Here is a 20,925-nt window from a genome sequence, read left to right as displayed (position 1 = left end):
AAATTACCCGGCCACCTTCGCCATCACCTCATCGGGGATATCGAAGTTCGCGTAGACGTTCTGAACATCGTCGTGATCTTCGAGCGCTTCCATCAACCGGAGCATCTGCTCCGCCTCTTTCCCATCGAGCCGGATATAGGTCTGCGGGAGAAAGGTCACCTCGGCATAAGACGGGGCAAGACCGGCGTCGGTCATCGCCTTTTTGACTTTTTCGAAATCGGCCGGGGCGGTGATCACTTCAAAAAGGGTCGGATCGTCCGAGCGGATATCTTCCGCCCCCGCATCGAGCGCCACCGACATCAACTTCTCCTCGTCGGCCTTCTGCTTCTCGATCGACAGATACCCCTTCTTCTGAAACATCCAGGCGACGGAGCCCGACTCTCCCATGTTGCCGCCGCTCTTGGAGAGGAGGTGGCGGATTTCGGAAACGGTCCGGTTCTTGTTGTCCGACATGATCTGGATGATGATCGCCACCCCGCCCGGCCCGTAACCCTCGTAAGTCATCTCCTCATACGTGACACCTGGAAGCTCGCCGGTCCCCTTTTGAACCGCCTTCTTGATGTTATCGGCCGGCATGTTGTTTTCTTTGGCCTTCAGGATCGCCGTTCGAAGACGGGGATTCCCTTCGGGGTCACCCCCACCCATCTTCGCCGCAACGGTGATCTCGCGGATAATCTTGGTGAAAATTTTCCCCCGCTTCGAGTCGGCCGCCGCCTTTTTATGTTTGGTCGTCGCCCATTTAGAATGTCCGGACATGGCTTCTCCAATTGTATAGACATTTAAATAATCTGCGTATTTTTAGCATAATTGAACGCAAAGTGTCAATGTGGAAGGGCAATTAGGAATGAAGCGACTCAAACACTTTTCGGGCGACCGCCTTGTTCATGGAGGGGGCCGCTTCGAGCTCCTCCAGACTGGCCTCGCGAATCTTTGAGACACTTCCAAAATGCTTCAGCAGCGCCAGCCGCCGGGTCTTCCCGATCCCCTCGATTTCCTGCAGCGGCGACTCCAACATCTTCTTGTCCCGAATCTTCCGATGATAGGAGACCGCAAAGCGGTGCGCTTCATCGCGGATCTGCTGAAGCAGATGGGTTGCCGGGGAGCCGACCGGAAGCGCGATCGGATCTGAAAGATCGGGCAGATAGACCCGCTCCCATCGATCTTCCCTCTCCTTCGCCAACCCGATCAGATCGACCGATCCGAGATCGAATTTCTCCATCACCTCCCGCACCGCCGAGATCTGACCCTTCCCGCCGTCGATCAGGAAGAGGTCTGGAGGCGCCTCCCCCTTCTCTTTCAACAAATTTAATCTCCGCGTCAGAACCTCCGCCATCATCCCGAAGTCGTTCGCCCCCTCGATCGTTTTGATCCGGAAGTGGCGGTAATCCGATTTCTTCGCCTTGGCCTCTTCGAAAACCACCATCGAACCGACCGCGCTGGTCCCCATGATATTGGAGATGTCGTATCCCTCGATCCGGCGGGGAAGACGGGAGAGTTGCAAGAGATCTTTCAGTTTCTCCAGCGTCGCCTCTCCCCCCTCGCGAATCTGAACGTGGTTCGTCAGGGAGGCGCGCGCATTCTCCAGGGCCAAATCGAGCAGATGGGCCCTTCTCCCGCGCGAGGGGAAAACAAGATGAACCGGCCCGCCGCGCCGCTCCGAGAGCCACTCTTCCAGAACGGAGGCTTCCGTCAGCGGAATCGGAAGAAAGATCTCCCTCGGAATCAGCCCTTCCTTATTGTAGAACTGCTGAATGAAGGTGGCGCAGAGCTCCTCATCGAGCGTTTCCCCGACATTTTCGAAGAAGAAGTCTTTTCGACCGACCATCATCCCGCCCCGGATGAAAAGGATCTGAAGGTCGGCCGCCTCCCCTTCCCGCGCCAAGGCGATTACGTCGTGATCCTCGATCTGCGTGGAGGTGACCCGTTGCTGCTCCAACGCCCGCTCGATCTTGGCGATCTGATCGCGAAGCCGGGCCGCCGCCTCAAAGTTGAGCTCGCCCGCCTTCTTCTCCATCAGCGCCCGCATCGCCGTGAGGAGGACCTTGTCCTTTCCTTCGAGGAAGAGGCGGACCTGCTGGATCATCTGGCGGTAATCTTCCTTCGATTGATTTCCGGTGCAGGGGGCCAGGCATCTTTTAATCTCGAATTCGATGCAGGCCCGCTCGGCGTTACCGTCGATGTCGATCGTGCAGTTCGGAAGGGGGAAGATCTTCCTCAGCAGCCGGAGCATTTCATAAAGCCCTCCGGTCGGGACATACGGGCCGAAGTAAAGCGCGCCGTCCCGCTTCACCCGGCGGACGATCTCAAGCCGCGGGTAATCGTCCTTCATCGAGAGGCGAAGGAGGGGGTAATTTTTATCGTCCCGCAGAACGACATTGTACTTCGGGCGATGTTTCTTGATGAGGTTGCTCTCCAGAATCAGCGCCTCGAGGTTACTGACGGTGACGATATATTCCAGGTCGGCCACCTGCGAGACCATCGATCGGATCTTCGGGGTCACATCGGCATTGGGACGAAAATAGCTCCGCACACGGCTCGCCAGCTCTTTCGCCTTGCCGACGTAGAGGACCTCCCCCTTTTTTCCCTTCATAAGGTAAACGCCCGGGGTATGGGGAAGCGATTCGATTTTTTGCTTTAGTTCCATCTGTTCTTTCTTCTTTATTCCAGGCTGAAGATGCCGCCGATCCAGGCCTCATTTTATCAAACTTCCGCGGCAAGGAATAGCGCCCTGTTTCCTGAACGAGCAATAAAAAAGCCCTCCGGCTGAGAACCGGAGGGCTTTTCATTCGGTGTAACTTAAGGAAAGTTAGAACATGTAGTTGAGGGCAATGATCCCTTTGAGCTGGTTGTCATCACCGCCGGTGAGGGTCTGCCAGGCATCTCCGGAGAGAAGATAGCCCAGGTTCACTGCAACGGCGACATTGTCATCCAGCTTGTGTTTGTGGTTCAGGTCGATCTCGATCCCAAGGTCGCTGTCACCCGCCCCACCCGGTCCAATCGGATCCTCGGTGGTCTGTGCCCAGATGGCGGCCAATTCGGTATGGCAGGTTTTGCCGAAAGGAACCCCTTCAAGACCGGCAGAGACCTTAATTCCGGTAACACCCAATCCGGCGAAACAGGAAGAGCCACCGGAACCGATCCGGGCCCCACCGACGCTGGCGCACTGTCCTTCTCGGTCGCTGAGAATGTTATCATTAATTAAGATGTTTCCGAGAACAAAATTCCCTGAGATGCCGTTGACATTTCTCTCGCCGGCATCGGTCCCATCGTCCCCAGTGGTGTAAAGAGCGGCAACGCCGACATCAACAGCACCCACATCGAACCCTAATCCGATCAAAACATTCAAACCGGCCAGATCGACAGAATCTCCCGTAGTCACATCCTGGCTCCCGGTCAGGAAGTCAACTTCCGCGCCCAGGTTGATCGCACCGAACTTTCCATCGGCCGTCACACCCAAAACCCAAAGCTCGGTTTTATCAGGTGCCGCAGCTGCAGGCAAGAAAGCAGGTCCGCGATCTTTGAGATAGGTCGCGAAGAGGCCGATATTGTGCATATCGCCATGATTGAAGCCGGTCTTCGCAATGTAAAGATCGGTATCGCTACCCGTTAATCCACCTCCAGGGGCAACCGTCGAATTGGTATCGAGCAATTTTCCATTCGCCAACATTACTTCGAACCCGCCGACCATGAATTTTCCGACGATCGCATCCATCGTATCATCCAAGATGAGGCTGTGGCCAAGTCGGAATGGCTTACGGCCGAAGGCGAGCTTGACCATGTTGAGATCGAGTTTGAGGTAGGCTTCCCGGACACCGACGATGTTGTAGCTTCCGCCGAAGTTGGCCGAGCCGAAGCGATAGTTTCCGGTCGTGCAACCGGTGGCTGAACAGTCGACTGCCCCGCCGGCTCCCGTTTGTCTTGGATCGCTGAAAGAACTGGTGAAATCAAGGACCACAACCCCGGAGGTAATTCCCGCGGTCGCGGTGGTTCTCAATCTAAAACGTCCGTCGGCAAATGCCTGTTGATCGTTGACATCCTCGTTGGCGTCAAGGTCGTCGGCATAAATCCCGCGGACGCGGAAATCTCCTTCGAATTTGACATCCGCTGCATAGAGTGCCGCGGTCTGTAGAAGAAACGCAGTTCCTAAGGCCATGACCCATAACTTCTTCATTCGTAACCTCCTTTTCCGAATTAACCAGAGTAGAACTAAACAGATTCACAACCGAACAGAGATGTAGAGATATTAACGAACAAGCAAATAGAGTGATGCCTTGGTAACCCCGTCACCCCCTTTCAATCAGATTTGATGAGTAGTTTGAATATACTTAGGCGGAAATATACTGGCAATAGATTTAAAAAAACCGGCCCGACTATATCACTTACGTCATTCGGTTGTCAAGGTTTTTTTAAGACAAATTTGTCGGATGGTCCGCCTTGGCGGATTCGGTCAGGAGAACGACCTCGTTTTTGAGGATATCGAGGAAGCCGGGACCGATGAGGAAGGACTGCACTTTTCCTTCGGACGATGTCATCGAAAGCCGGCCTGTCTGGAGGGTGGTGATGAGCGGGGCATGATCGACCAAGACCCCGAGGCTTCCGTCGCCTCCGGGGGCCACGATCGATCGTACCGGGCCGTCGAAAAAGACCCGGTCCGGTGTAATCACGGTGAGATGAAATGTTTTTTCAGCCATAATTTTAAGGGGCCGGGGGCCGGGGGCCAGGGGCCGGTTTATCTCCTAAAGCATTTCGTAGTGCGTAAAGTTGTCTGCCCAATGATTTGATATTTTCTGTAATCTGATTGAATTCATCCGATGTAAGATATTTAAGACGCGCCGAAATTTCCAATTGGGTTTCCAATTCGGCCAAAGAAGCTTGAGCAATAGAGAGATGCTGTAGATATTCTTTCCTGTGCTCGCGGGTATGTCCCTCTGCAATATTCGAGGGGACCGAGACAGCAGCCCGTTGAATCTGACTCGTCAAACCGTATATTTCTTCTTTAGGAAAACGTGCCGTCAGCAGATAAACCTGCTCCACAAGATTGATTCCGAGCTGACAAACTCGGAGATCTCGAAAACTATTGACCGATCTGTTGACCGGCATCTGTTCTCTCCGGCCCCCGACACCTGGCCCCCGGCCCCTGGTTTACTTCCTGAGTTTTTCCGCCTTTTCCTGCGCCTCTTCGATGGTTCCGACCATGTAAAACGCCTGCTCGGGAAGGGAGTCGTATTTTCCATCGACGATCATCTGGAAGCTCTTGATCGAATCGGCCAGCTTCACATATTTCCCCGGGATTCCGGTGAAGGTCTCCGCCACGAAGAACGGCTGGGAGAGGAACCGCTGGATCTTCCGGGCGCGCTGCACCGTCACCCGATCTTCTTCGGACAACTCGTCCATCCCCAAGATGGCGATGATGTCCTGGAGATCTTTATACCGCTGCAGTGTCCGCTGAACCGCGCGGGCGGTTTGATAGTGCTGGTCGCCGATGATTCGCGGATCCATGAGGCGAGAGGTCGAATCGAGCGGATCGACCGCCGGGTAGATCCCCAACTCCGCGATCTGCCGGGAAAGCACCGTCGTCGCATCGAGATGGGAGAAGGTCGTCGCCGGCGCGGGATCGGTGATGTCGTCCGCCGGAACGTAAATGGCCTGAACCGATGTGATCGACCCCTTGGTCGTCGAGGTGATCCGCTCCTGGAGCTCGCCCATCTCGGTCCCGAGACTCGGCTGGTATCCCACCGCGGAGGGCATTCTTCCCAACAACGCCGACACCTCGGAGCCGGCCTGAACGAACCGGAAGATGTTATCGACGAAGAGAAGCACATCCTGCCCCTTTTCATCGCGGAAATATTCGGCCATCGTCAATGCCGAAAGACCGATCCGCAACCGGGAGCCGGGCGGCTCGTTCATCTGGCCGAAGACGAGGACGGTTTTATCGAGCACCCCCGATCCGCTCATCTCCATGTAGAGCTCGTTCCCCTCGCGGGTCCGCTCCCCCACGCCGGCGAAGACGGAGTAGCCGCCGTGCTCGGTCGCGATGTTCCGGATCAACTCCATGATGATGACGGTCTTTCCCACCCCGGCGCCGCCGAATAGGCCGACCTTTCCCCCCTTCGCGTAAGGGGCGAGAAGATCGACCACCTTGATTCCGGTTTCCAGAATCGAAGCGACCGGCACCTGCTCTTCGAAAGAAGGGCTCGGCCGATGGATCGGCCAACGCTGATCGGGCTTGGCAATGCCTCCCTTGCCGTCGATCGGCTCTCCCAGGACGTTGAAGATTCGCCCGAGCGACTGTTCACCCACGGGGACGGAGATCGGCGCGCCGGTATCTTTGGCCTCCATGCCGCGCACCAGCCCGTCGGTCGACCCCATCGCGATGCATCGGACGATATCGTTTCCGATGTGCTGGGCAATCTCCACAATCAGGTTAATGCCCAACTTGGCATCTTCGATCTTCACCGCATTGAGGATGGGAGGAAGCTGTTCGGCCGGAAACCGGATATCGACGGTCGGACCGATCACCTGAACAATATGCCCTGTCGTTGTTGCTGTTGCCATCTTTATCTCCATTCTTCAGGGGGCCGGGGGTCGGGGGCCGGGGATCGGCGAACAAACATCTTCTTACCGACCCCTGACCCCTGGCCCCCAGCCCCAGATTTTAGGCTTTCAGCGCCTCACCCGCCGTGACAATTTCCAAAATCTCTTTCGTAATCGCCGCCTGCCGCGCTTTGTTGCGCTGGAGGGTGAGTCGCTCGATCATCTCCTTGGCATTATCGGTCGCCGTCTTCATCGCAATCATCCGCGCCGAGTTCTCCGCCGTGAACGCTTCCATCAGAGAGATATACATCTTGGAGGTCACAAACTGCGGCAGGAACTGATCGAGGATTTCAGGAAGACTCGGCTCCAAAATCGTCTGGATCGGCTTGACCTCCCCTTCCTGCTGAAGGTTGAGGAACTTCACGCAGATCGGTTTGACCGACAGGGCCGAAATATAGCTCGTAAAAATCAGATAGACCGCGTCGACTTCACCCGAGAGGTAGGCCTGGATAATCTGCTGGGTAATCTCGGAAATTCGTTGGAAGTCCCCCTTGCCGGCGATATCGAGCGCATTCAGATGGATCGGCCAATCCCGTTTTTTGAAATAGTCGTACCCCTTCTTTCCAATCAGCATCAACTTGACGCTCTGCGCCTTGTGCTCGGCAAGAAATTCTTCCGCCCGCGCGATCACGTTGCCGTTGTAAGCGCCGCAGAGACCGCGATCCGACGTGACGACCACCAGGCCGATCGACTTGACCTCCCTGCTCTCGAAAAAAGGATGGGTAAACTCCTCGCTGAACTGCTGAAGATGAGAGAGGATCATCTCCATCTTTTGAGCGAACGGCTTGGCCTGCCGGAATTTCTCCTCGGACTTCTTGAGGCGGGAAGCGGCGACCATCTGCATGGTCCGCGTGATCTGCTTGGTCTTCTGGGCGCCGCGAATTCGCTCGCGGAGCTGCCGAAGGGTCAGAACCGGCATCTCTAACGCGCCTCCACCGGACGCCACTCCTTCTTAAAGGCGGTAATCGCTTCGTCCATCTTCCGGGTCAGCTCGTCGGTCAGCGCTTTGTTCTTTTCGATTTCGAGGCCGACATCCGGATAACGCTCATCCATCATTTTCAGATAAGCCTTCTCGAACCGGCGGACCTCCAGGACCTCGATATCGTCCAGGTGCCCGGACGTTCCGGCATAAATCGACATCACCTCATGAGAGAGCGAATACGGCTGGTACTGGTCCTGCTTTAAGAGCTCGACCATCCGCTCTCCTCGCCGGAGCTGCGCCAGGGTCGCCTTGTCGAGGTCGGAGCCGAACTGGGCGAAGGCGGCCAATTCCCGATACTGCGCGAGGTCCAAACGCAACCGTCCGGCGACCTTTTTCATCGCTTTGGTCTGCGCGTTTCCGCCGACGCGGGAGACCGAGAGACCGACGTTGATCGCCGGCCGGATGCCGGCATAGAAGAGATCGGTCTCCAGATAGATCTGCCCGTCGGTGATCGAAATGACGTTCGTCGGAATGTAGGCCGAGACGTCGCCCGCTTGGGTTTCGATGATCGGCAGCGCCGTCAATGAGCCGGCGCCGAGGCTTTGATGAAGCTTCGCCGCCCGCTCCAGAAGACGGGAGTGGAGATAGAAAACGTCGCCCGGATAGGCTTCGCGTCCCGGCGGACGCCGGAGCAGAAGCGAGAGCTGCCGGTAGGCCGCCGCATGCTTCGAGAGATCGTCGTAGATCACCAGGGCGTGCCGGTTGGTGTACATGAACTCTTCGCCGATCGTGCAGCCGGCATACGGAGCGATATACTGCATCGAGGCCGCTTCGTTCGCGGTCGCGGAGACCACGGTCGTATATTCCATGGCGCCATATCGCTCCAATGTCTTCACCACCGCCGCCACGTTCGACGATTTCTGGCCGACCGCGACATAGACGCAGTAGACGCCGCTTCCTTTTTGATTGATGATGGCGTCGAGCGCGATCGCGGTTTTTCCGGTTTGACGGTCGCCGATGATCAGCTCCCGCTGGCCCCGGCCGATCGGAATCATCGCGTCGACCGCTTTCAATCCGGTTTGAACCGGCTCATGCACCGACTGGCGCTGAACCACGTTCGGCGCGCGGCCTTCGAGAGGCCGGGATTTATCGGTGACGATCGGCCCTTTCCCGTCGATCGGACGGCCGAGGGCATCGACCACCCGCCCTACCATGGCATCGCCGACGGGGATCTGCGCGATCTTTCCGGTCCGCTTGACGACGTCGCCTTCTTTAATGTTATTGGTCGCGCCGAAGAGAATCGTTCCGACATTGTCCTCTTCGAGGTTGAGGACCATGCCCATCACGTTGCCGGGGAAGGAGACCAGCTCGCCCGCCATCACATCGTCGAGACCGTACACCCGAGCGATTCCATCGCCGACCTGCAGAACGCTCCCGACACTTTCCAGATGGAGCTCGCTTTCATACTGCTCCAGCTCGGTCTTGATAATGGAGGTCACTTCTTCCGGCTTAAGTGCCATGCCACATTCTCCTTAGTCATCATTTAAATAAAAAAGAATTACATTGAAGGACCTTGAGCGACGCATAAGGGGCAATTCGAACGGCTCAAGGCAAAAGACTGTATACTATAAACTTTTTTCAAATGGGTTGTCAAGATTCTGAGGGAGCATTTCTGGGAATTAAACACATGCAAGGAGGAGATTCGTTCGCCGGCAGCAGATTGGAACGTGAAACGGGTTACCCGCCTGCGGAACGTTTCTTGGGAGATCGGATATCGATCATCTTTTCTCCACGGATGTACTCCCGCGTCTTGTCTTGAACCTGGTCGAGTTGTTTGATGATCTCGCTGATCCGAAGGCCCATCTCATACATGATCTTGAGCTTGCTCCGGACCTCCTCCGGGAGGTCTTTTCGTTGAAGAAGCAGTTGCGCCTGCCCGCAGATCACGGCCAACGGATTGTTGATCTCGTGCCGGACCGTCAGGCTGATCTGCCCGATCGCCTCAAGTCGTTCCAGCAGGACCTTTTCCTGATAGGCCCCTTCGGTGGCAAGGAAGCGGCGGACCCGGGAGACGACTTCCCGCGGCTCGACCGGCTTGACCAGATAATCGTTGGCGCCCCCTTCGATCCCCTGAATCTTGGCGTCGATATCCGATCGGGCGGTGAGCATCAACACGATCAACTCTTTTGTCTTGGGGTCTTTTCGAATTTCGTTGCAGACCTCGTAACCGCTCATCTTCGGCATCATGAGATCGAGGATCATCAGGTCCGGCGCCTCTTCGCGAACGCGTTCCAGCGCCTCTCTGCCGTCATAAGCGGAGGCGACGGAAAAACCGGCCCCTTCCAATGCATCCCGGATGATCCGGACGGTGTCCCGGTTGTCGTCGACGACGAGGACTTTCTTTTTTCCCCTCATGAATCACTCCACCTTCTCCCTGCAAGCAGGGAGTCTATCCTTCTCTCCGAACAGCCTCCGTCATAATCAAACCGACGCTCCGATGAATCCGCGGCAAGGAACTTTCCCGGTTGAGTGGAGGGACAGCTCAGGTTTGGCCTTCAAGAAATCCTCCTGCAAGGATACACACTTCCTGATGGCAATTCAATCCTCTCATGGATGATGCCCGATACGGAAGAAGGTCTTTATAAGGTCAGTGAGAAAGGCGGGTCGGGTAACCTGTTCACCCGATGATTAGGCAACCGGGAGGGCTCTTAACCTCTCTCCCAACTCGTCCAATTGTCGTTGAACGCTGGCATCGATGAGGGTGGTTCCGGTCGAGAAGACAAATCCGCCGAGAATCTCCGGGTTCTCCAAGTAGGTCAACTCTAATGTGCGGCCGACTTCGGCTTCGAGTTTTGATTTTAACCGGGCGAGCACTTCCGGGTCGAGCGGGTGAACCGTCGTAAGCGTTCCCTTCAACACCCCGCGCTTGGCATCGTGAAGCTTCGGGTAGAGAGCGAGGATATCTTCCAGATAGTCGATCCGCCCCTTGCGGAGAAGAAGCCGGACAAAGTGGATCATCACTTTTTTCGCCTCTCCCTCGAAGATCCGGCCGATCAACGCTTCTTTCTTCTCCTCAGGAACGCGAGGGCTCCCAAGAAAGCGGCTCAACGCCGGATAGCCGGCGGCCGCCTGCCGGAATCGATCGATCTGCTCCAGGATCGACTCCCCGAGGGCATGCCCCTCCGCGACCTCCAACAGGGCTTGCGCATACCGTTCCGCCGTGACCTCGCTTTTCATTTATTTAAAACCCTTCAATTCGTCGATGTACTGCAAGACCAGCTCTTTGTCCTTCTGCTTGTTCATTTCCTGACGGACGATTTTCCCGGCGGCGGAGACCGCAATGGTGGCGATCTCATCTCGAAGCTGGGCCTTCGCCTTCGCCATTTCACGTTGGATATCTTCTTTTGCCTTTTCCAGAATCTGGTGCGCCTCTTCTCGAGCCCCTTCGGCGATCTCTCTCGCCATCCGCTGCCCCTCCACCACCGCCTCTTGAATCCTCAAGCGCGCCTGGTTTTCGATCTCCGAGAGCTTCGTATCATACTCGGTTTTCATCTGGGCCAAGGACTCTTTCCCCTTTCGGATCTCTTCGAGCTCGGAGGCGATTCGTGTTCGCCGCTCATCCAAAACGCCGAGCAACGGCCCCCATGCGAATTTCCGCAATAACCAGAGGAGAAGAAGAAAACCGACGATCTGGGTCAAGACCTGTTGAATATCAATTCCCACTTCATTCCCCCTCAAAAAACATCAGACGTCGCATCGGGTCTGCCGGCCGGCGGCGATCTTCATGCGCTTTCTGCCGACAGGCGCCCGGCAGCCCCTTCTCATCCGATTCTTCCTTGAAGGATGAAAACCGTCAACAAGGCGTAAATGGTCAAGGCTTCAATAAACGCCGCCCCGATGACCATCGCCAACTGAATCCTCGGCGCCGCTTCCGGCTGGCGGCCGATCGCTTCCATGGCGGCGCTCACCGCCCGGCCCAGTCCATAGGCCGATCCGATCGCAGCCAACGCGACGCCTAGAGGAAGTGCAAACGCTAACGCAATTGCTGGTGTCATTGTCTCTCTCCTTTTATATGATTATCTATCGTTTATAAAGCGGGGGACCTTCCCCCGCGGCTCAGTGATGTCCTTCTTCTTCGTGAGGAAGCATCAAGAAAATGTAGATGGTCGAAAGCAACGAGAAAACGAGCGCCTGGATGGAGCCGAGCAAAAGGGCCAACAGATAAAAGGGAAATTGAAGCGGGAGGCCGACGGGACTGTTGATAAAGCTAAGAGCGGCGATCCCCAAGATCAGCATCTGGCCGATCAGGACGTCTTCTCCGAAAATATTGCCGAAAAGCCGGACGGAAAGACTCAACGGTTTGGCCAATTCTTCAATCACATGAAGGGTTACATTAAACGGGACGGAAACGAGCGCAATGAGGAAACCGGCGACCCCTTTCGGGCGGGGGCTTCCGGCCAAATGATCCAGGTAGCCGAGGATCCCGTTGGTGCGGATGCCGGTGAATTGAACGTAGAGAAAAACGGTCAGCGCCAATGCCACCGTCGTATTGAAGCTGGAGGTCGGGGCCTTCATCCCCGGAACCAGTCCCATGATATTCATGGTCAGGATGTAGAGAAAAAGGGTGCCGATAAAAGGGGTGAATCGTCTGCCGCGAGGTCCGATGACGCCGGTGACGAAATTATCGAGCGCCTCGACCGCCATTTCGACCAGATTTTGGAGCTTTCCCGGGACCAATTGGGGTCGGCGGGTCGCCTGTCTGGCGACGAAAACCAACAGAAAGATCGCGATCCCGGAAAAAATGGGATTCTCGAAGTGATGGAGAAATTCGATCACTTTGGAAGGGGGGGCATAATGGTTAAGCAGGGTAATGATATTCGGCGGCTCTAACGCGGCCAATCCTCCCGCGGCCGCCATTAAATTGAATGCAACCTCTCCAGTCAATTATCGCTCCGTATGCATGATAGATGAAGACCTTTCGAGGGAAACCTGGCCGACCGCTTTTAAAACAATCACGATAAACGGCAAGACGAATCCCAGAAAGAAGGCTCCAAGAGATAGAGGAAAAAGATACAAAACCAGAAACAACAGACCATAAAAAAGCGGGAACTTCATCCCCAAATAAGAGAGCATCTTCGCTTTCGAGGATCCCTGAAAAAGGGAGCCAAAGAGCCTCTGCAGAATCCGGAGGTTCAACCCGCTCAGAAACAGACCGATCGACACGCCCCATGTCACCGACATCGGAACAGAGGGGGCGAGGAATACAAACAGAACCGCTCCAATCACCCACGAGACCCGGATTGTCCGATCGATAAAGTCAGGTGTCACGCTGCCCTTTCTCCGTCGCCCGCTTGATCACCGAAATCGTTTGCCTCACCCCGGAGATCGCTCCCATCGTCGTAAAAAAAGCCATCAGCCAAGGAGAGGTGCCGAACAGCCGATCTAAAAAACTGCCGATGAAGTAACCGACCGCCGGTCCGGCCAACAGAACGACGGGAATGCTGGTCAGCAGCGCCACCTGCCGCCATCCCTCATATTTCGGATCCGGACCGTTCATTATAATGGAGCGGGTCGGCGACACCCGCATGCAGCAGACAAATTCTTGGAAATATAGATCATCCATCCACCGAATGTCAAGAGATTCCGCCGTGAATCTTAGATCGAAGTGGGGGGCCGTCAAGAATGGAGGAGGTCGTAAGGGGTTCAACACGATAACCCTTACAAAAACCTGACCCGGTGCCTTCTGTTGGATCTTACAAAAAGATTTGGATGGAGTGGAGCGCGGCGCGGATGAGCGGTTCGGGATAAAGGCCGATAAAGAGCGTTGCAAAAGCGGTCACCCCGAGCGCCACGGTCAGCGGCGGAGAGAAAGAGAGAGGGGTGCTCCCCTGCGGCTCTTCCATATACATCACCATGACGATCTTGAAATAATAATAAAGAGAGATCGTACTGTTGAGAATGCCGATGACGGCCAGCCAGTAAAACCCGCCCTGAATCGCCGCGTTGAATAAAAAGAGTTTTCCGACGAAGCCGGCCGTCGGAGGAATCCCGATGAGCGAAAGGGCAAAGAGGACAAAGGCCGCCGCCACCGCCGGATGGGTCCGGGCCAATCCTTTAAAGTCGCTGATCTGATCCCCCCGCGAATTGAATCTGCAGAGAAGAATAATCATCGTAAAGGCGCCGATCGTCATAAAAATATAGGCGACCAAATAGATGAGGATCGATGCCATGCCGATCTTTGAAGCGGCGATCAGTCCGATCAGAATATAGCCGGCGTGCGCAATAGACGAATAGGCGAGCAGCCGTTTCACATTGGTCTGGACCAGGGCGGCGATGTTTCCGACGGTCATCGTCAAAACGGCGATGATCCAAAGAAACTGCCACCAAGTGCCGTAACTGAACGACAGCCCCGAGATAAAAACGCGCAACATCGCCGCCAGCGTCGCCGCCTTGGAACCGGTCGAAAGAAAAGCGGTCACCGTGGTCGGGGCCCCTTCGTACACATCGGGCGCCCACATGTGGAAGGGGACGGCGGCGATCTTAAAAGCAAAACCGGCGGTGAGCAAGATCAGCCCGAGGATAAGGGTCGGGCTCCCGCTGATATTCGCTTGAGACAGGAAGGCTTGGATCGCCTTCAGGTTCGTCGTTCCCGCGGCGCCGTAGAGAAATGCAATTCCATAGAGGATCAGGCCGGAGGTGAAGACGCCGGTCAGAAAATATTTCATCCCCGCTTCCACCGACTTCGCATCTTTTCGCATAAAGGCGGCGAGAATGTAAAACGACATCGACATCAGCTCCAGCGAAAGGTAGAAGGAGAGGAGGTCGGTCGACGCCGGCATCAACATCATTCCGACCGTCGCGAAGAGAACCAAACCGTAATATTCTCCCAGATGAACCCGCTCGATCTTAAGATAAAGGGTTGAGACAAGGATCACGAGGAGCGCGATGATCAGAAAGAGGACCTTGAAAAAGATGGCATACGAATCGAGTGCGATCATCCCCGAGAAGGCCGAGACGGTTTTTCCCCAAAGGGGAATGATCAAGAGACCGGAGACGACCAGCGCGCCGATCGAGAAATAGCCGAGCAGATCCCGTTTCTCTTTCGGCACAAAGGGCACCATCACAAAAACCAGACAGGCCAGCAGCGCCAGGACCAACTCGGGAAGAATCGCGATCATTCCGAGATCGGACATCGGGGTCGTCATGGCGTCTCTACCTCATGGACCGTCTCGGCAGCCGGGAGCTCGATCGCCGCGGGGGCGACCGGCGCTTTTTCCTTTTCCGCCGCCATCGGCTTATTCTCCCAATTCGGATTCACCTTTTGAACGATGTTGATGATCGCCGGCTCCATGATCCGGATAAACGGCTTCGGATAGAGCCCGATCCAGAACATAAAAAGAATCAGCGGCGCCATATAGGCGATTTCGCGCCGGTTCATATCGGTGAGATTTCTATTCTCCGCTTTGTCGATCGTGCCGAACATCATCCTCTGGAAAAGCCAGAGCATGTAGGCCGCCCCGAGAATAATTCCGAGCAGGGCCACGGCGGCATAAATTTTATTGTATTGAAAAGCGCCGACCAAGATGAGGAACTCCCCGACAAAACCGTTCAAGCCGGGAAGCCCGATCGACGAAAACATCGTGATGGCAAAAAATACGGCGAAGATCGGCATCTGATAAGAGAGCCCGCCGAAATCGGCGATCAGACGGGTGTGGCGGCGCTCATAGATCATGCCGACGATCAGGAAGAGGGCGCCGGTCGAAATCCCATGGTTGATCATCTGAAGGACGCTCCCGGTGATCCCTTGCGGATTGAGCGCGAACATCCCCAGCATCACGAAACCCAAGTGGCTGACGGATGAATAGGCGACCAGCCGCTTGATATCCTTTTGCGCCAGCGCCACCAGCCCTCCATACACAATCCCGACAAGCGACAGAATCGCGATGAGCGGGACAAAGTAATGGCTCGCCGCCGGAAAGAGGGGAAGGCAGAAGCGGACGAAGCCGTAGGTCCCCATTTTCAGGAGGACCCCCGCCAGCAAAACGCTCCCCGCCGTCGGCGCGTCGGTGTGCGCGTCGGGAAGCCAGGTATGGAAGGGAAACATCGGCACCTTGACCGCAAAACCGAGAAAGAAGGCGAGGAAAAGCCAGAACTGGAAAGGCCAGAGGGGAAGGTTCATCTTCGAGAGTTCGATCAGATTGAATGTAAATTCGCCGGTTCCGTATTCGGGATTCCGATTCAGGAAATAGAGGGCCAAAATCGCCAGGAGCATGAAGAGGCTGCCGAAAAGGGTATAGAGAAAGAACTTGATCGCCGAATAAAGCCGGCGCCCCCCGCCCCAGATCCCGATGAGGAAATACATCGGCACCAGCATGACCTCCCAAAAGATATAAAAAAGGAAGAGATCGAGCGACATGAAGACCCCCAACATGCCGGTCTGGAGAAAGAGGAGCGAGACGTAGTATTCCTTGACCCGCTCGTGAACGGCGGTAAAGGAGCTGACCACCGCGATGGCGCAGAGGATCGTCGACATCAAAATCAAGAGGAGGCTGATCCCGTCGATTCCGAAGTGGTATTCAACCCCCAAAGTCGGAATCCACGACCCCTTCTCGACGAACTGCATCTCGGCCCGGGAAGAATCAAAACCGAACAAAAGGAGAAAGGAAACCAGCATATCGACGATCGTGACACCGAAGGCGGTGTACATGATCTTCTTATGATCATCCTTGTTCAAGAACAATAGGATCAGACAGCCGATGAGAGGAATATAGGCGACCAAGGATAAGATGGGAAAACCGAAACTGTTCATGAATCCTCCCTAAAACATAAAAACGACGGCAAGGACCACAATCCCCATCACCATCGCCAGGACATAATTTTGAACCGCGCCGGTCTGCAGCCGCCGCAACCCCCGCGCGCCGACATCGAGGGTGGCCGAGACGCCGTTCACCGTGCCGTCGACAATATAGATATCGAAGATTTCCGAAATCTTACTCTCCATGAGGGTCACCCAACCGGAGGCGTTCACCAGACCGTCGAGGACCCACTGATCGAAGGTCCAAAGAAAATTTGCGAACCAAAGGAGCGGCCGGACAATGACCGCCTGGTAGATCTCATCCACCCAGTATTTGTTGACGAGGGCCGTATAAAGTCCGCGCGCCCTCTCCGCCAGCAGGTTGGGGAGTTGCGGCTCCTTGATATAAAGATGACGTGCCAAGGCCCATCCGGACACCGCCACCACCGTGGAAAGGGCCATCAGCCCCAGCCCCACGGCCAAAGAGGGATGATGTACTTCGCCCCCTTTCGCCAGGATCGGGGAGAGGAAATGATGGATCCATCCCGATTCGGGGGGAAAGCCGACGACCATACCGATCAGAAGGGAAAAACCGGCGAGAATCATCAAGGGGATCGTCATCGTCGAAGGGGACTCATGAATATGATGCGCCACCTCATGATCGACCCGTGATTGACCGTGGAAGGTCATGAAGAGAAGGCGGAACATATAAAACGAGGTCATCAGGGCGGTAATCACGGCGACCCCCCAGAGGAGATAATGTCCCCCGACGAAGGTCGATACAAGGATCTCATCTTTGCTCCAAAATCCGGCGAGCGGCGGGATTCCGGCGATGGCGATCGTTCCGATCAAAAACGTCTTATAGGTAATCGGAATCTTGTTATAAAGTCCCCCCATCTTCCGCATGTCCTGCTCCCCGGAAAGCGCATGGATCACGCTTCCGGAGCCGAGAAAGAGGAGCCCCTTGAAGAAAGCATGCGTGAAGAGATGGAACACGCCCGAGACATACGCCCCGACGCCGCAGGCAAGAAACATGTAGCCGAGCTGGCTGACGGTGGAGTAGGCCAAGACCCGCTTGATATCGGTCTGTACCAAGCCGATCGACGCGGCGAAAATCGCCGTGATCGCCCCGACCACCGCGACCACCTCCATGGAAAAAGGGGCGAGGGCGAAGAGGGCGTTCGACCGGACCACCATGTAGATCCCCGCCGTCACCATTGTCGCGGCATGAATCAGGGCCGAGACCGGGGTCGGCCCTTCCATCGCATCGGGAAGCCAGACATAGAGGGGAACCTGAGCCGATTTCCCCATGGCTCCAATGAAGAGGAAGAGGGTAATCGCCGTGGCGACCGACTCGGTGGCCAGGTTCGCGTTCGGAAAGACGTCGAGATAACGGACCGAGCCGTAGGTCACGAAGATGGTAAAGATCCCCATGAGAAAACCGGCATCGCCGATCCGGTTGACGATGAACGCCTTGTTGCCGGCGGTGGTGGCCGACGGTTTCTGATACCAAAAGCCGATCAGCAAATAGGAGCAGAGCCCCACCCCTTCCCAGCCGACAAACATCAGAAGATAGTTGTCGCCGAGGATCAGGATCAACATCGAGAACATGAAGAGGTTCAGGTAGGTGAAGAAGCGGGCGTACCCCTCGTCATGATGCATGTAGCCGGCGGAGTAGATATGGACCAGCAGCCCGACCCCGGTCACCACCATCAGCATGATTGAGGTGAGCGGATCGATGAGGAAGGCGATGTTGACCCGGAAATTGGCCGAGGCGATCCACTCGTAGAGCGTAATGGTCGTGGCAGGAGCGCCCGTCGCCATCGAGATGAAAACCAAGCATGAGATCAGGAACGACGCCGCAACCGCCCCGATGGCGACCAGATGGGCGCGCTCTTTGGTATGGGTCTTCCCGAAGAGCCCGTTAATCAGGGCGCCGAGCGCGGGGAAGATCGGAATAAGCCATGCAAGCTGAATCATTCTAAATTGTCCTACTTCCGATGAAGATGAGACGGGAGAAAAATTCTTCGAATTACCATCGCATCAGGTTGATTTCGTCGACATTCATGACCGCCCGAACGCGATAGAGCGCGATCACCAGGGCCAGTCCCAGCGCCACCTCCGCCGCCGCCATCGTCAACACAAAAAAGACAACGATTTGTCCGGTGATCGATTGGAGATAATATGAATAGGCGACAAAGGTAATGTTGGCCGAATTCAGAATCAGCTCGATCGAAAGGAGGACCATGATGACGTTTCGTCGAACCAAGACCCCCGTCACGCCGATGGCGAACAGGGCAAATGCGAGAAGAAGATACCACTCTAAAGGGACCATCTGATTACACCATCAAACCGAATCGTTGCCGAATAAAACTCACAGCGCCTTCTATCCTTCATTTACAATGCGGCGCGCTTGAACCGTCAGAGACGCATCCTCCTTCATCGTTTCACGAGGGGAGGGGGCTTCAACATGATCGGCTTTTCCGTTTCCCGCCGTTCCGGGGAGTTCCGATTTCTTTTTGGGAGCGCTTCGTCTCCCCGCCAGGAGAATGGCGCCGAACATCGCGACCAGTAAGATAAACGAAGCGATTTCAAAAGGAAAAATAAAATCGGTATAAAGAACTTTTCCTATCGACTGGGTATGACCGGCCGCTCTCACCGACTCAACGGTAAACGTCCCCTTCTGAGCGATCAGTTCCGTCTTGAAGGCGGCCAAGAACATCAGACCGAGAATGACCCCTCCCAGGAAGATCCCCACCGGAAGCTGGCGGTGGAGATAAAATCGCTCCTGCTTCGGGTTGAAGAGCATCAGGACGAAAAGATAAAGGACGAGGATCGCCCCGGCGTAGATGATGATCTGGACCGCCGCGATAAACTCGGCGTTTAACAGAACGTAAATACCGGCGACATGGATAAAGGTCACCAGAAGGGCCAGGGCGCTGTAGATGAGACTCGGCGACGCCACCGCCACCACCGCGCCGCCCAGGATCATTGCCGCAAAATAAAAAAAGAGCAGTTGCGCCGTCACTAAGCCGCCCCTTTCTTGGCGGTCGGGAATCCTTCTTCCTTCACCTGATTGAAGAAGGCGAGCCGCTCTTCGGTATACTTCGGACGCTTCTGACGGCTCGGGAAGTATTTATCCCCCAGCGCCAGCATCATCTCCTTGTCCATGATGAGGCTTCGTTTGTTGCCGGTCGCCATTTCATACTCCTTGCTTGAAGCCAGGGCGTCGACCGGACAGGCCTGGACGCAGAAACCGCAGAAGACACATTTCGTCACGTCGAGAATGTATTGCTTCGCATAACGCTTCTGCGGCATATCCTCCCGCTCGGCGCTGACGACAGTGATGCAATGCGAGGGGCAGGCCGCTTCGCAGAGGGCGCAGCCGACGCACTTCTCGGTCATATCGTCGTAGCGGAGGTGGACGATCACCCCCCGGTAGCCGTCGGGTAGATTCCGCTTCTGGTGCGGATATTGGTTGGTGATCGGCTTCACGAACAGATGCTTGAAGGTCAAGCCGAGCCCTTTTCCGATCTCCGCAAACGAAATCTTCTTAATCCAGTCGACTAAATTTGGCATGATTTCCTCTAGCGATTAAGAAAGTAAACAATCGTCGATGTCACCAAAATATTCGCCAAGGCCAACGGAAGCATGACCTTCCAACCGAAAGCCATCAGCTGATCGAAGCGCAGTCTCGGCACCGTCGCGCGGAGCCAGATATAAAAGAAAAGGAAGAGGTAGACCTTGCCGATAAACCAGACGACCGGCGGGATGAACTCCAGGAAGGGGAGCGGCGCGTGCCATCCGCCGAGAAACGCCACCGTCGCGATGCAGGAGACCAGAATCATATTGGCATATTCGGCCAGGAAGAAAAAGGCGAATCTCATCCCGGAATATTCGGTAAAGAAGCCGGCGACCAATTCGCTCTCCGCCTCCGGCAGGTCGAACGGAAGCCGGTTCGTCTCCGCGATGGCGCAGATCAGGTAGATCACGAAGGCGATCGGCTGGACGATAATGAACCACTTCCAGAAGCCTCCCCCCTGCGCCTCGGTCATTTTCACCATTGAAAGCGACTGGGAAAGCAGGATCGGACCGACCAGCGCCAATCCGAGCGACAGCTCGTAGCTGATCACCTGCGCCGCCGAACGGAGGCCGCCGAGGAGCGAGTATTTGCTGTTGGAAGCCCACCCGCCGAGCAAAATGCCGTAGGCGCCGAGCGAAGCGAAGGCCAGGATATAGAGGATGCCGACGTTGATGTCGGTGATCACCGGTTTTAATTCGAGCGGACCGATCTGTATGCTGTCCCTCCCGAACGGAACCACGGCAAACCCGATGAGCGCCGGAATGAGGACAAGAATCGGAGCCGCCGAGAAGATAATTTTATTGGCGCCGGCGGGGATAATATCTTCTTTGAAGAAGAGCTTCAAGCCGTCGGCGATCGGCTGCAGCAATCCGTGGGGGCCCACTTCCATCGGCCCCATCCGATCCTGCATGTCGCCCAAGACCTTCCGCTCAAGATAGGTCAAGTAAGCGACATGCAGCAGGACCACACCGAGCACGCCGCCGATCTGGACCAGAATGACGACCAATTTTAACATTGCATCCATGTTTTTAT

The 20,925-nt window shown here is 55.7% G+C and carries 22 protein-coding genes; all 22 read right to left on the bottom strand.

Features of this window, described 5'->3' with window-relative positions; all coding sequences use genetic code 11:
- Positions 1 to 3 precede the first annotated feature (3 nt).
- Positions 4 to 756, bottom strand: coding sequence for a YebC/PmpR family DNA-binding transcriptional regulator (locus MNODULE_RS18785; RefSeq protein WP_168062712.1), 753 nt, complete (start codon positions 754 to 756; stop codon positions 4 to 6).
- An 82-nt stretch (positions 757 to 838) separates the two neighbouring features.
- Positions 839 to 2,644 carry an excinuclease ABC subunit UvrC gene (gene uvrC / locus MNODULE_RS18780; RefSeq protein WP_168062711.1) on the bottom strand — a complete coding sequence of 602 codons (1,806 nt, stop codon included), beginning with the start codon at positions 2,642 to 2,644 and terminating at the stop codon, positions 839 to 841.
- Between the two features lie 162 nt (positions 2,645 to 2,806).
- The gene (locus tag MNODULE_RS18775; protein ID WP_168062710.1) at positions 2,807 to 4,171 is read right to left on the bottom strand and encodes a hypothetical protein; all 1,365 of its coding nucleotides are present in this window, start codon (positions 4,169 to 4,171) and stop codon (positions 2,807 to 2,809) included.
- Positions 4,172 to 4,406: 235 nt separating this feature from the next.
- A complete protein-coding gene (locus MNODULE_RS18770) occupies positions 4,407 to 4,691 on the bottom strand; it encodes a FoF1 ATP synthase subunit delta/epsilon (protein ID WP_168062709.1) in 285 nt (94 codons plus the stop codon).
- 4 nt (positions 4,692 to 4,695) lie between these two features.
- On the bottom strand, positions 4,696 to 5,100 hold the full coding sequence (locus MNODULE_RS18765) for a four helix bundle protein (protein ID WP_168062708.1): 405 nt from the start codon (positions 5,098 to 5,100) through the stop codon (positions 4,696 to 4,698).
- Positions 5,101 to 5,142: 42 nt separating this feature from the next.
- Positions 5,143 to 6,555 (bottom strand): F0F1 ATP synthase subunit beta, encoded by a 1,413-nt coding sequence (gene atpD, locus MNODULE_RS18760; protein ID WP_168062707.1) that lies wholly within the window; start codon positions 6,553 to 6,555, stop codon positions 5,143 to 5,145.
- Between the two features lie 100 nt (positions 6,556 to 6,655).
- A complete protein-coding gene (gene atpG / locus MNODULE_RS18755; protein WP_168062706.1) occupies positions 6,656 to 7,513 on the bottom strand; it encodes an ATP synthase F1 subunit gamma in 858 nt (285 codons plus the stop codon).
- Between the two features lie 2 nt (positions 7,514 to 7,515).
- Entirely contained in the window at positions 7,516 to 9,036 is a 1,521-nt protein-coding gene (atpA, locus tag MNODULE_RS18750) for a F0F1 ATP synthase subunit alpha (protein ID WP_168062705.1), read from the bottom strand.
- 217 nt (positions 9,037 to 9,253) lie between these two features.
- The gene (locus tag MNODULE_RS18745) at positions 9,254 to 9,931 is read right to left on the bottom strand and encodes a response regulator transcription factor (RefSeq protein ID WP_168062704.1); all 678 of its coding nucleotides are present in this window, start codon (positions 9,929 to 9,931) and stop codon (positions 9,254 to 9,256) included.
- A 273-nt stretch (positions 9,932 to 10,204) separates the two neighbouring features.
- Complete coding sequence (atpH, locus tag MNODULE_RS18740) at positions 10,205 to 10,753, bottom strand: ATP synthase F1 subunit delta (protein ID WP_168062703.1); 549 nt, start codon at positions 10,751 to 10,753, stop codon at positions 10,205 to 10,207.
- Positions 10,754 to 11,239: a F0F1 ATP synthase subunit B gene (atpF, locus tag MNODULE_RS18735; protein ID WP_168062702.1), complete on the bottom strand. Its 486-nt coding sequence runs from the start codon at positions 11,237 to 11,239 to the stop codon at positions 10,754 to 10,756.
- A gap of 98 nt (positions 11,240 to 11,337) precedes the next feature.
- A complete protein-coding gene (atpE, locus tag MNODULE_RS18730; protein WP_168062701.1) occupies positions 11,338 to 11,571 on the bottom strand; it encodes an ATP synthase F0 subunit C in 234 nt (77 codons plus the stop codon).
- Positions 11,572 to 11,632: 61 nt separating this feature from the next.
- A complete protein-coding gene (gene atpB / locus MNODULE_RS18725; protein ID WP_168062700.1) occupies positions 11,633 to 12,460 on the bottom strand; it encodes a F0F1 ATP synthase subunit A in 828 nt (275 codons plus the stop codon).
- Positions 12,461 to 12,844, bottom strand: coding sequence for a hypothetical protein (locus tag MNODULE_RS18720; RefSeq protein ID WP_168062699.1), 384 nt, complete (start codon positions 12,842 to 12,844; stop codon positions 12,461 to 12,463). It lies immediately after the preceding gene.
- On the bottom strand, positions 12,834 to 13,139 hold the full coding sequence (locus MNODULE_RS18715; protein ID WP_168062698.1) for an AtpZ/AtpI family protein: 306 nt from the start codon (positions 13,137 to 13,139) through the stop codon (positions 12,834 to 12,836). The genes MNODULE_RS18720 and MNODULE_RS18715 overlap by 11 nt, the downstream gene beginning before the upstream one ends.
- Before the next feature lie 130 nt (positions 13,140 to 13,269).
- Positions 13,270 to 14,721, bottom strand: a complete 1,452-nt coding sequence (locus tag MNODULE_RS18710) for an NADH-quinone oxidoreductase subunit N (RefSeq protein ID WP_168062697.1) — start codon at positions 14,719 to 14,721, stop codon at positions 13,270 to 13,272.
- A complete protein-coding gene (locus MNODULE_RS18705; protein WP_168062696.1) occupies positions 14,718 to 16,325 on the bottom strand; it encodes an NADH-quinone oxidoreductase subunit M in 1,608 nt (535 codons plus the stop codon). Before MNODULE_RS18705 ends, MNODULE_RS18710 begins: the two co-directional genes overlap by 4 nt.
- A 9-nt stretch (positions 16,326 to 16,334) precedes the next feature.
- A complete protein-coding gene (gene nuoL / locus MNODULE_RS18700; protein ID WP_168062695.1) occupies positions 16,335 to 18,290 on the bottom strand; it encodes an NADH-quinone oxidoreductase subunit L in 1,956 nt (651 codons plus the stop codon).
- A gap of 52 nt (positions 18,291 to 18,342) precedes the next feature.
- Entirely contained in the window at positions 18,343 to 18,645 is a 303-nt protein-coding gene (gene nuoK, locus MNODULE_RS18695; RefSeq protein ID WP_168062694.1) for an NADH-quinone oxidoreductase subunit NuoK, read from the bottom strand.
- A 51-nt stretch (positions 18,646 to 18,696) separates the two neighbouring features.
- Entirely contained in the window at positions 18,697 to 19,338 is a 642-nt protein-coding gene (locus tag MNODULE_RS18690) for an NADH-quinone oxidoreductase subunit J (RefSeq protein WP_202882266.1), read from the bottom strand.
- Positions 19,338 to 19,889 carry an NADH-quinone oxidoreductase subunit NuoI gene (gene nuoI / locus MNODULE_RS18685; protein WP_168062693.1) on the bottom strand — a complete coding sequence of 184 codons (552 nt, stop codon included), beginning with the start codon at positions 19,887 to 19,889 and terminating at the stop codon, positions 19,338 to 19,340. The genes MNODULE_RS18690 and nuoI overlap by 1 nt, the downstream gene beginning before the upstream one ends.
- A gap of 8 nt (positions 19,890 to 19,897) precedes the next feature.
- Complete coding sequence (gene nuoH, locus MNODULE_RS18680) at positions 19,898 to 20,917, bottom strand: NADH-quinone oxidoreductase subunit NuoH (RefSeq protein WP_168062692.1); 1,020 nt, start codon at positions 20,915 to 20,917, stop codon at positions 19,898 to 19,900.
- Positions 20,918 to 20,925 lie beyond the last annotated feature (8 nt).

The sequence above is a fragment of the Candidatus Manganitrophus noduliformans genome (assembly GCF_012184425.1).
GTDB classification, from domain to species: domain Bacteria; phylum Nitrospirota; class Nitrospiria; order SBBL01; family Manganitrophaceae; genus Manganitrophus; species Manganitrophus noduliformans.
This window is presented reverse-complemented; position numbering and strand designations above follow the sequence as displayed.

What these genes read in the sequence shown, in the direction of transcription:
- atpA (WP_168062705.1), bottom strand. Translation starts at nt 9,036, where the DNA reads ATGGCACTTAAGCCGGAAGAAGTGACCTCCATTATCAAGACCGAGCTG.
- MNODULE_RS18705 (WP_168062696.1), bottom strand. Translation starts at nt 16,325, where the DNA reads ATGAACAGTTTCGGTTTTCCCATCTTATCCTTGGTCGCCTATATTCCT.
- nuoL (WP_168062695.1), bottom strand. Translation starts at nt 18,290, where the DNA reads ATGATTCAGCTTGCATGGCTTATTCCGATCTTCCCCGCGCTCGGCGCC.
- MNODULE_RS18715 (WP_168062698.1), bottom strand. Translation starts at nt 13,139, where the DNA reads ATGGATGATCTATATTTCCAAGAATTTGTCTGCTGCATGCGGGTGTCG.
- atpH (WP_168062703.1), bottom strand. Translation starts at nt 10,753, where the DNA reads ATGAAAAGCGAGGTCACGGCGGAACGGTATGCGCAAGCCCTGTTGGAG.
- atpG (WP_168062706.1), bottom strand. Translation starts at nt 7,513, where the DNA reads ATGCCGGTTCTGACCCTTCGGCAGCTCCGCGAGCGAATTCGCGGCGCC.
- atpD (WP_168062707.1), bottom strand. Translation starts at nt 6,555, where the DNA reads ATGGCAACAGCAACAACGACAGGGCATATTGTTCAGGTGATCGGTCCG.
- nuoH (WP_168062692.1), bottom strand. Translation starts at nt 20,917, where the DNA reads ATGGATGCAATGTTAAAATTGGTCGTCATTCTGGTCCAGATCGGCGGC.
- MNODULE_RS18710 (WP_168062697.1), bottom strand. Translation starts at nt 14,721, where the DNA reads ATGACGACCCCGATGTCCGATCTCGGAATGATCGCGATTCTTCCCGAG.
- MNODULE_RS18765 (WP_168062708.1), bottom strand. Translation starts at nt 5,100, where the DNA reads ATGCCGGTCAACAGATCGGTCAATAGTTTTCGAGATCTCCGAGTTTGT.
- MNODULE_RS18770 (WP_168062709.1), bottom strand. Translation starts at nt 4,691, where the DNA reads ATGGCTGAAAAAACATTTCATCTCACCGTGATTACACCGGACCGGGTC.
- MNODULE_RS18785 (WP_168062712.1), bottom strand. Translation starts at nt 756, where the DNA reads ATGTCCGGACATTCTAAATGGGCGACGACCAAACATAAAAAGGCGGCG.
- atpE (WP_168062701.1), bottom strand. Translation starts at nt 11,571, where the DNA reads ATGACACCAGCAATTGCGTTAGCGTTTGCACTTCCTCTAGGCGTCGCG.
- MNODULE_RS18775 (WP_168062710.1), bottom strand. Translation starts at nt 4,171, where the DNA reads ATGAAGAAGTTATGGGTCATGGCCTTAGGAACTGCGTTTCTTCTACAG.
- nuoK (WP_168062694.1), bottom strand. Translation starts at nt 18,645, where the DNA reads ATGGTCCCTTTAGAGTGGTATCTTCTTCTCGCATTTGCCCTGTTCGCC.
- nuoI (WP_168062693.1), bottom strand. Translation starts at nt 19,889, where the DNA reads ATGCCAAATTTAGTCGACTGGATTAAGAAGATTTCGTTTGCGGAGATC.
- uvrC (WP_168062711.1), bottom strand. Translation starts at nt 2,644, where the DNA reads ATGGAACTAAAGCAAAAAATCGAATCGCTTCCCCATACCCCGGGCGTT.
- MNODULE_RS18745 (WP_168062704.1), bottom strand. Translation starts at nt 9,931, where the DNA reads ATGAGGGGAAAAAAGAAAGTCCTCGTCGTCGACGACAACCGGGACACC.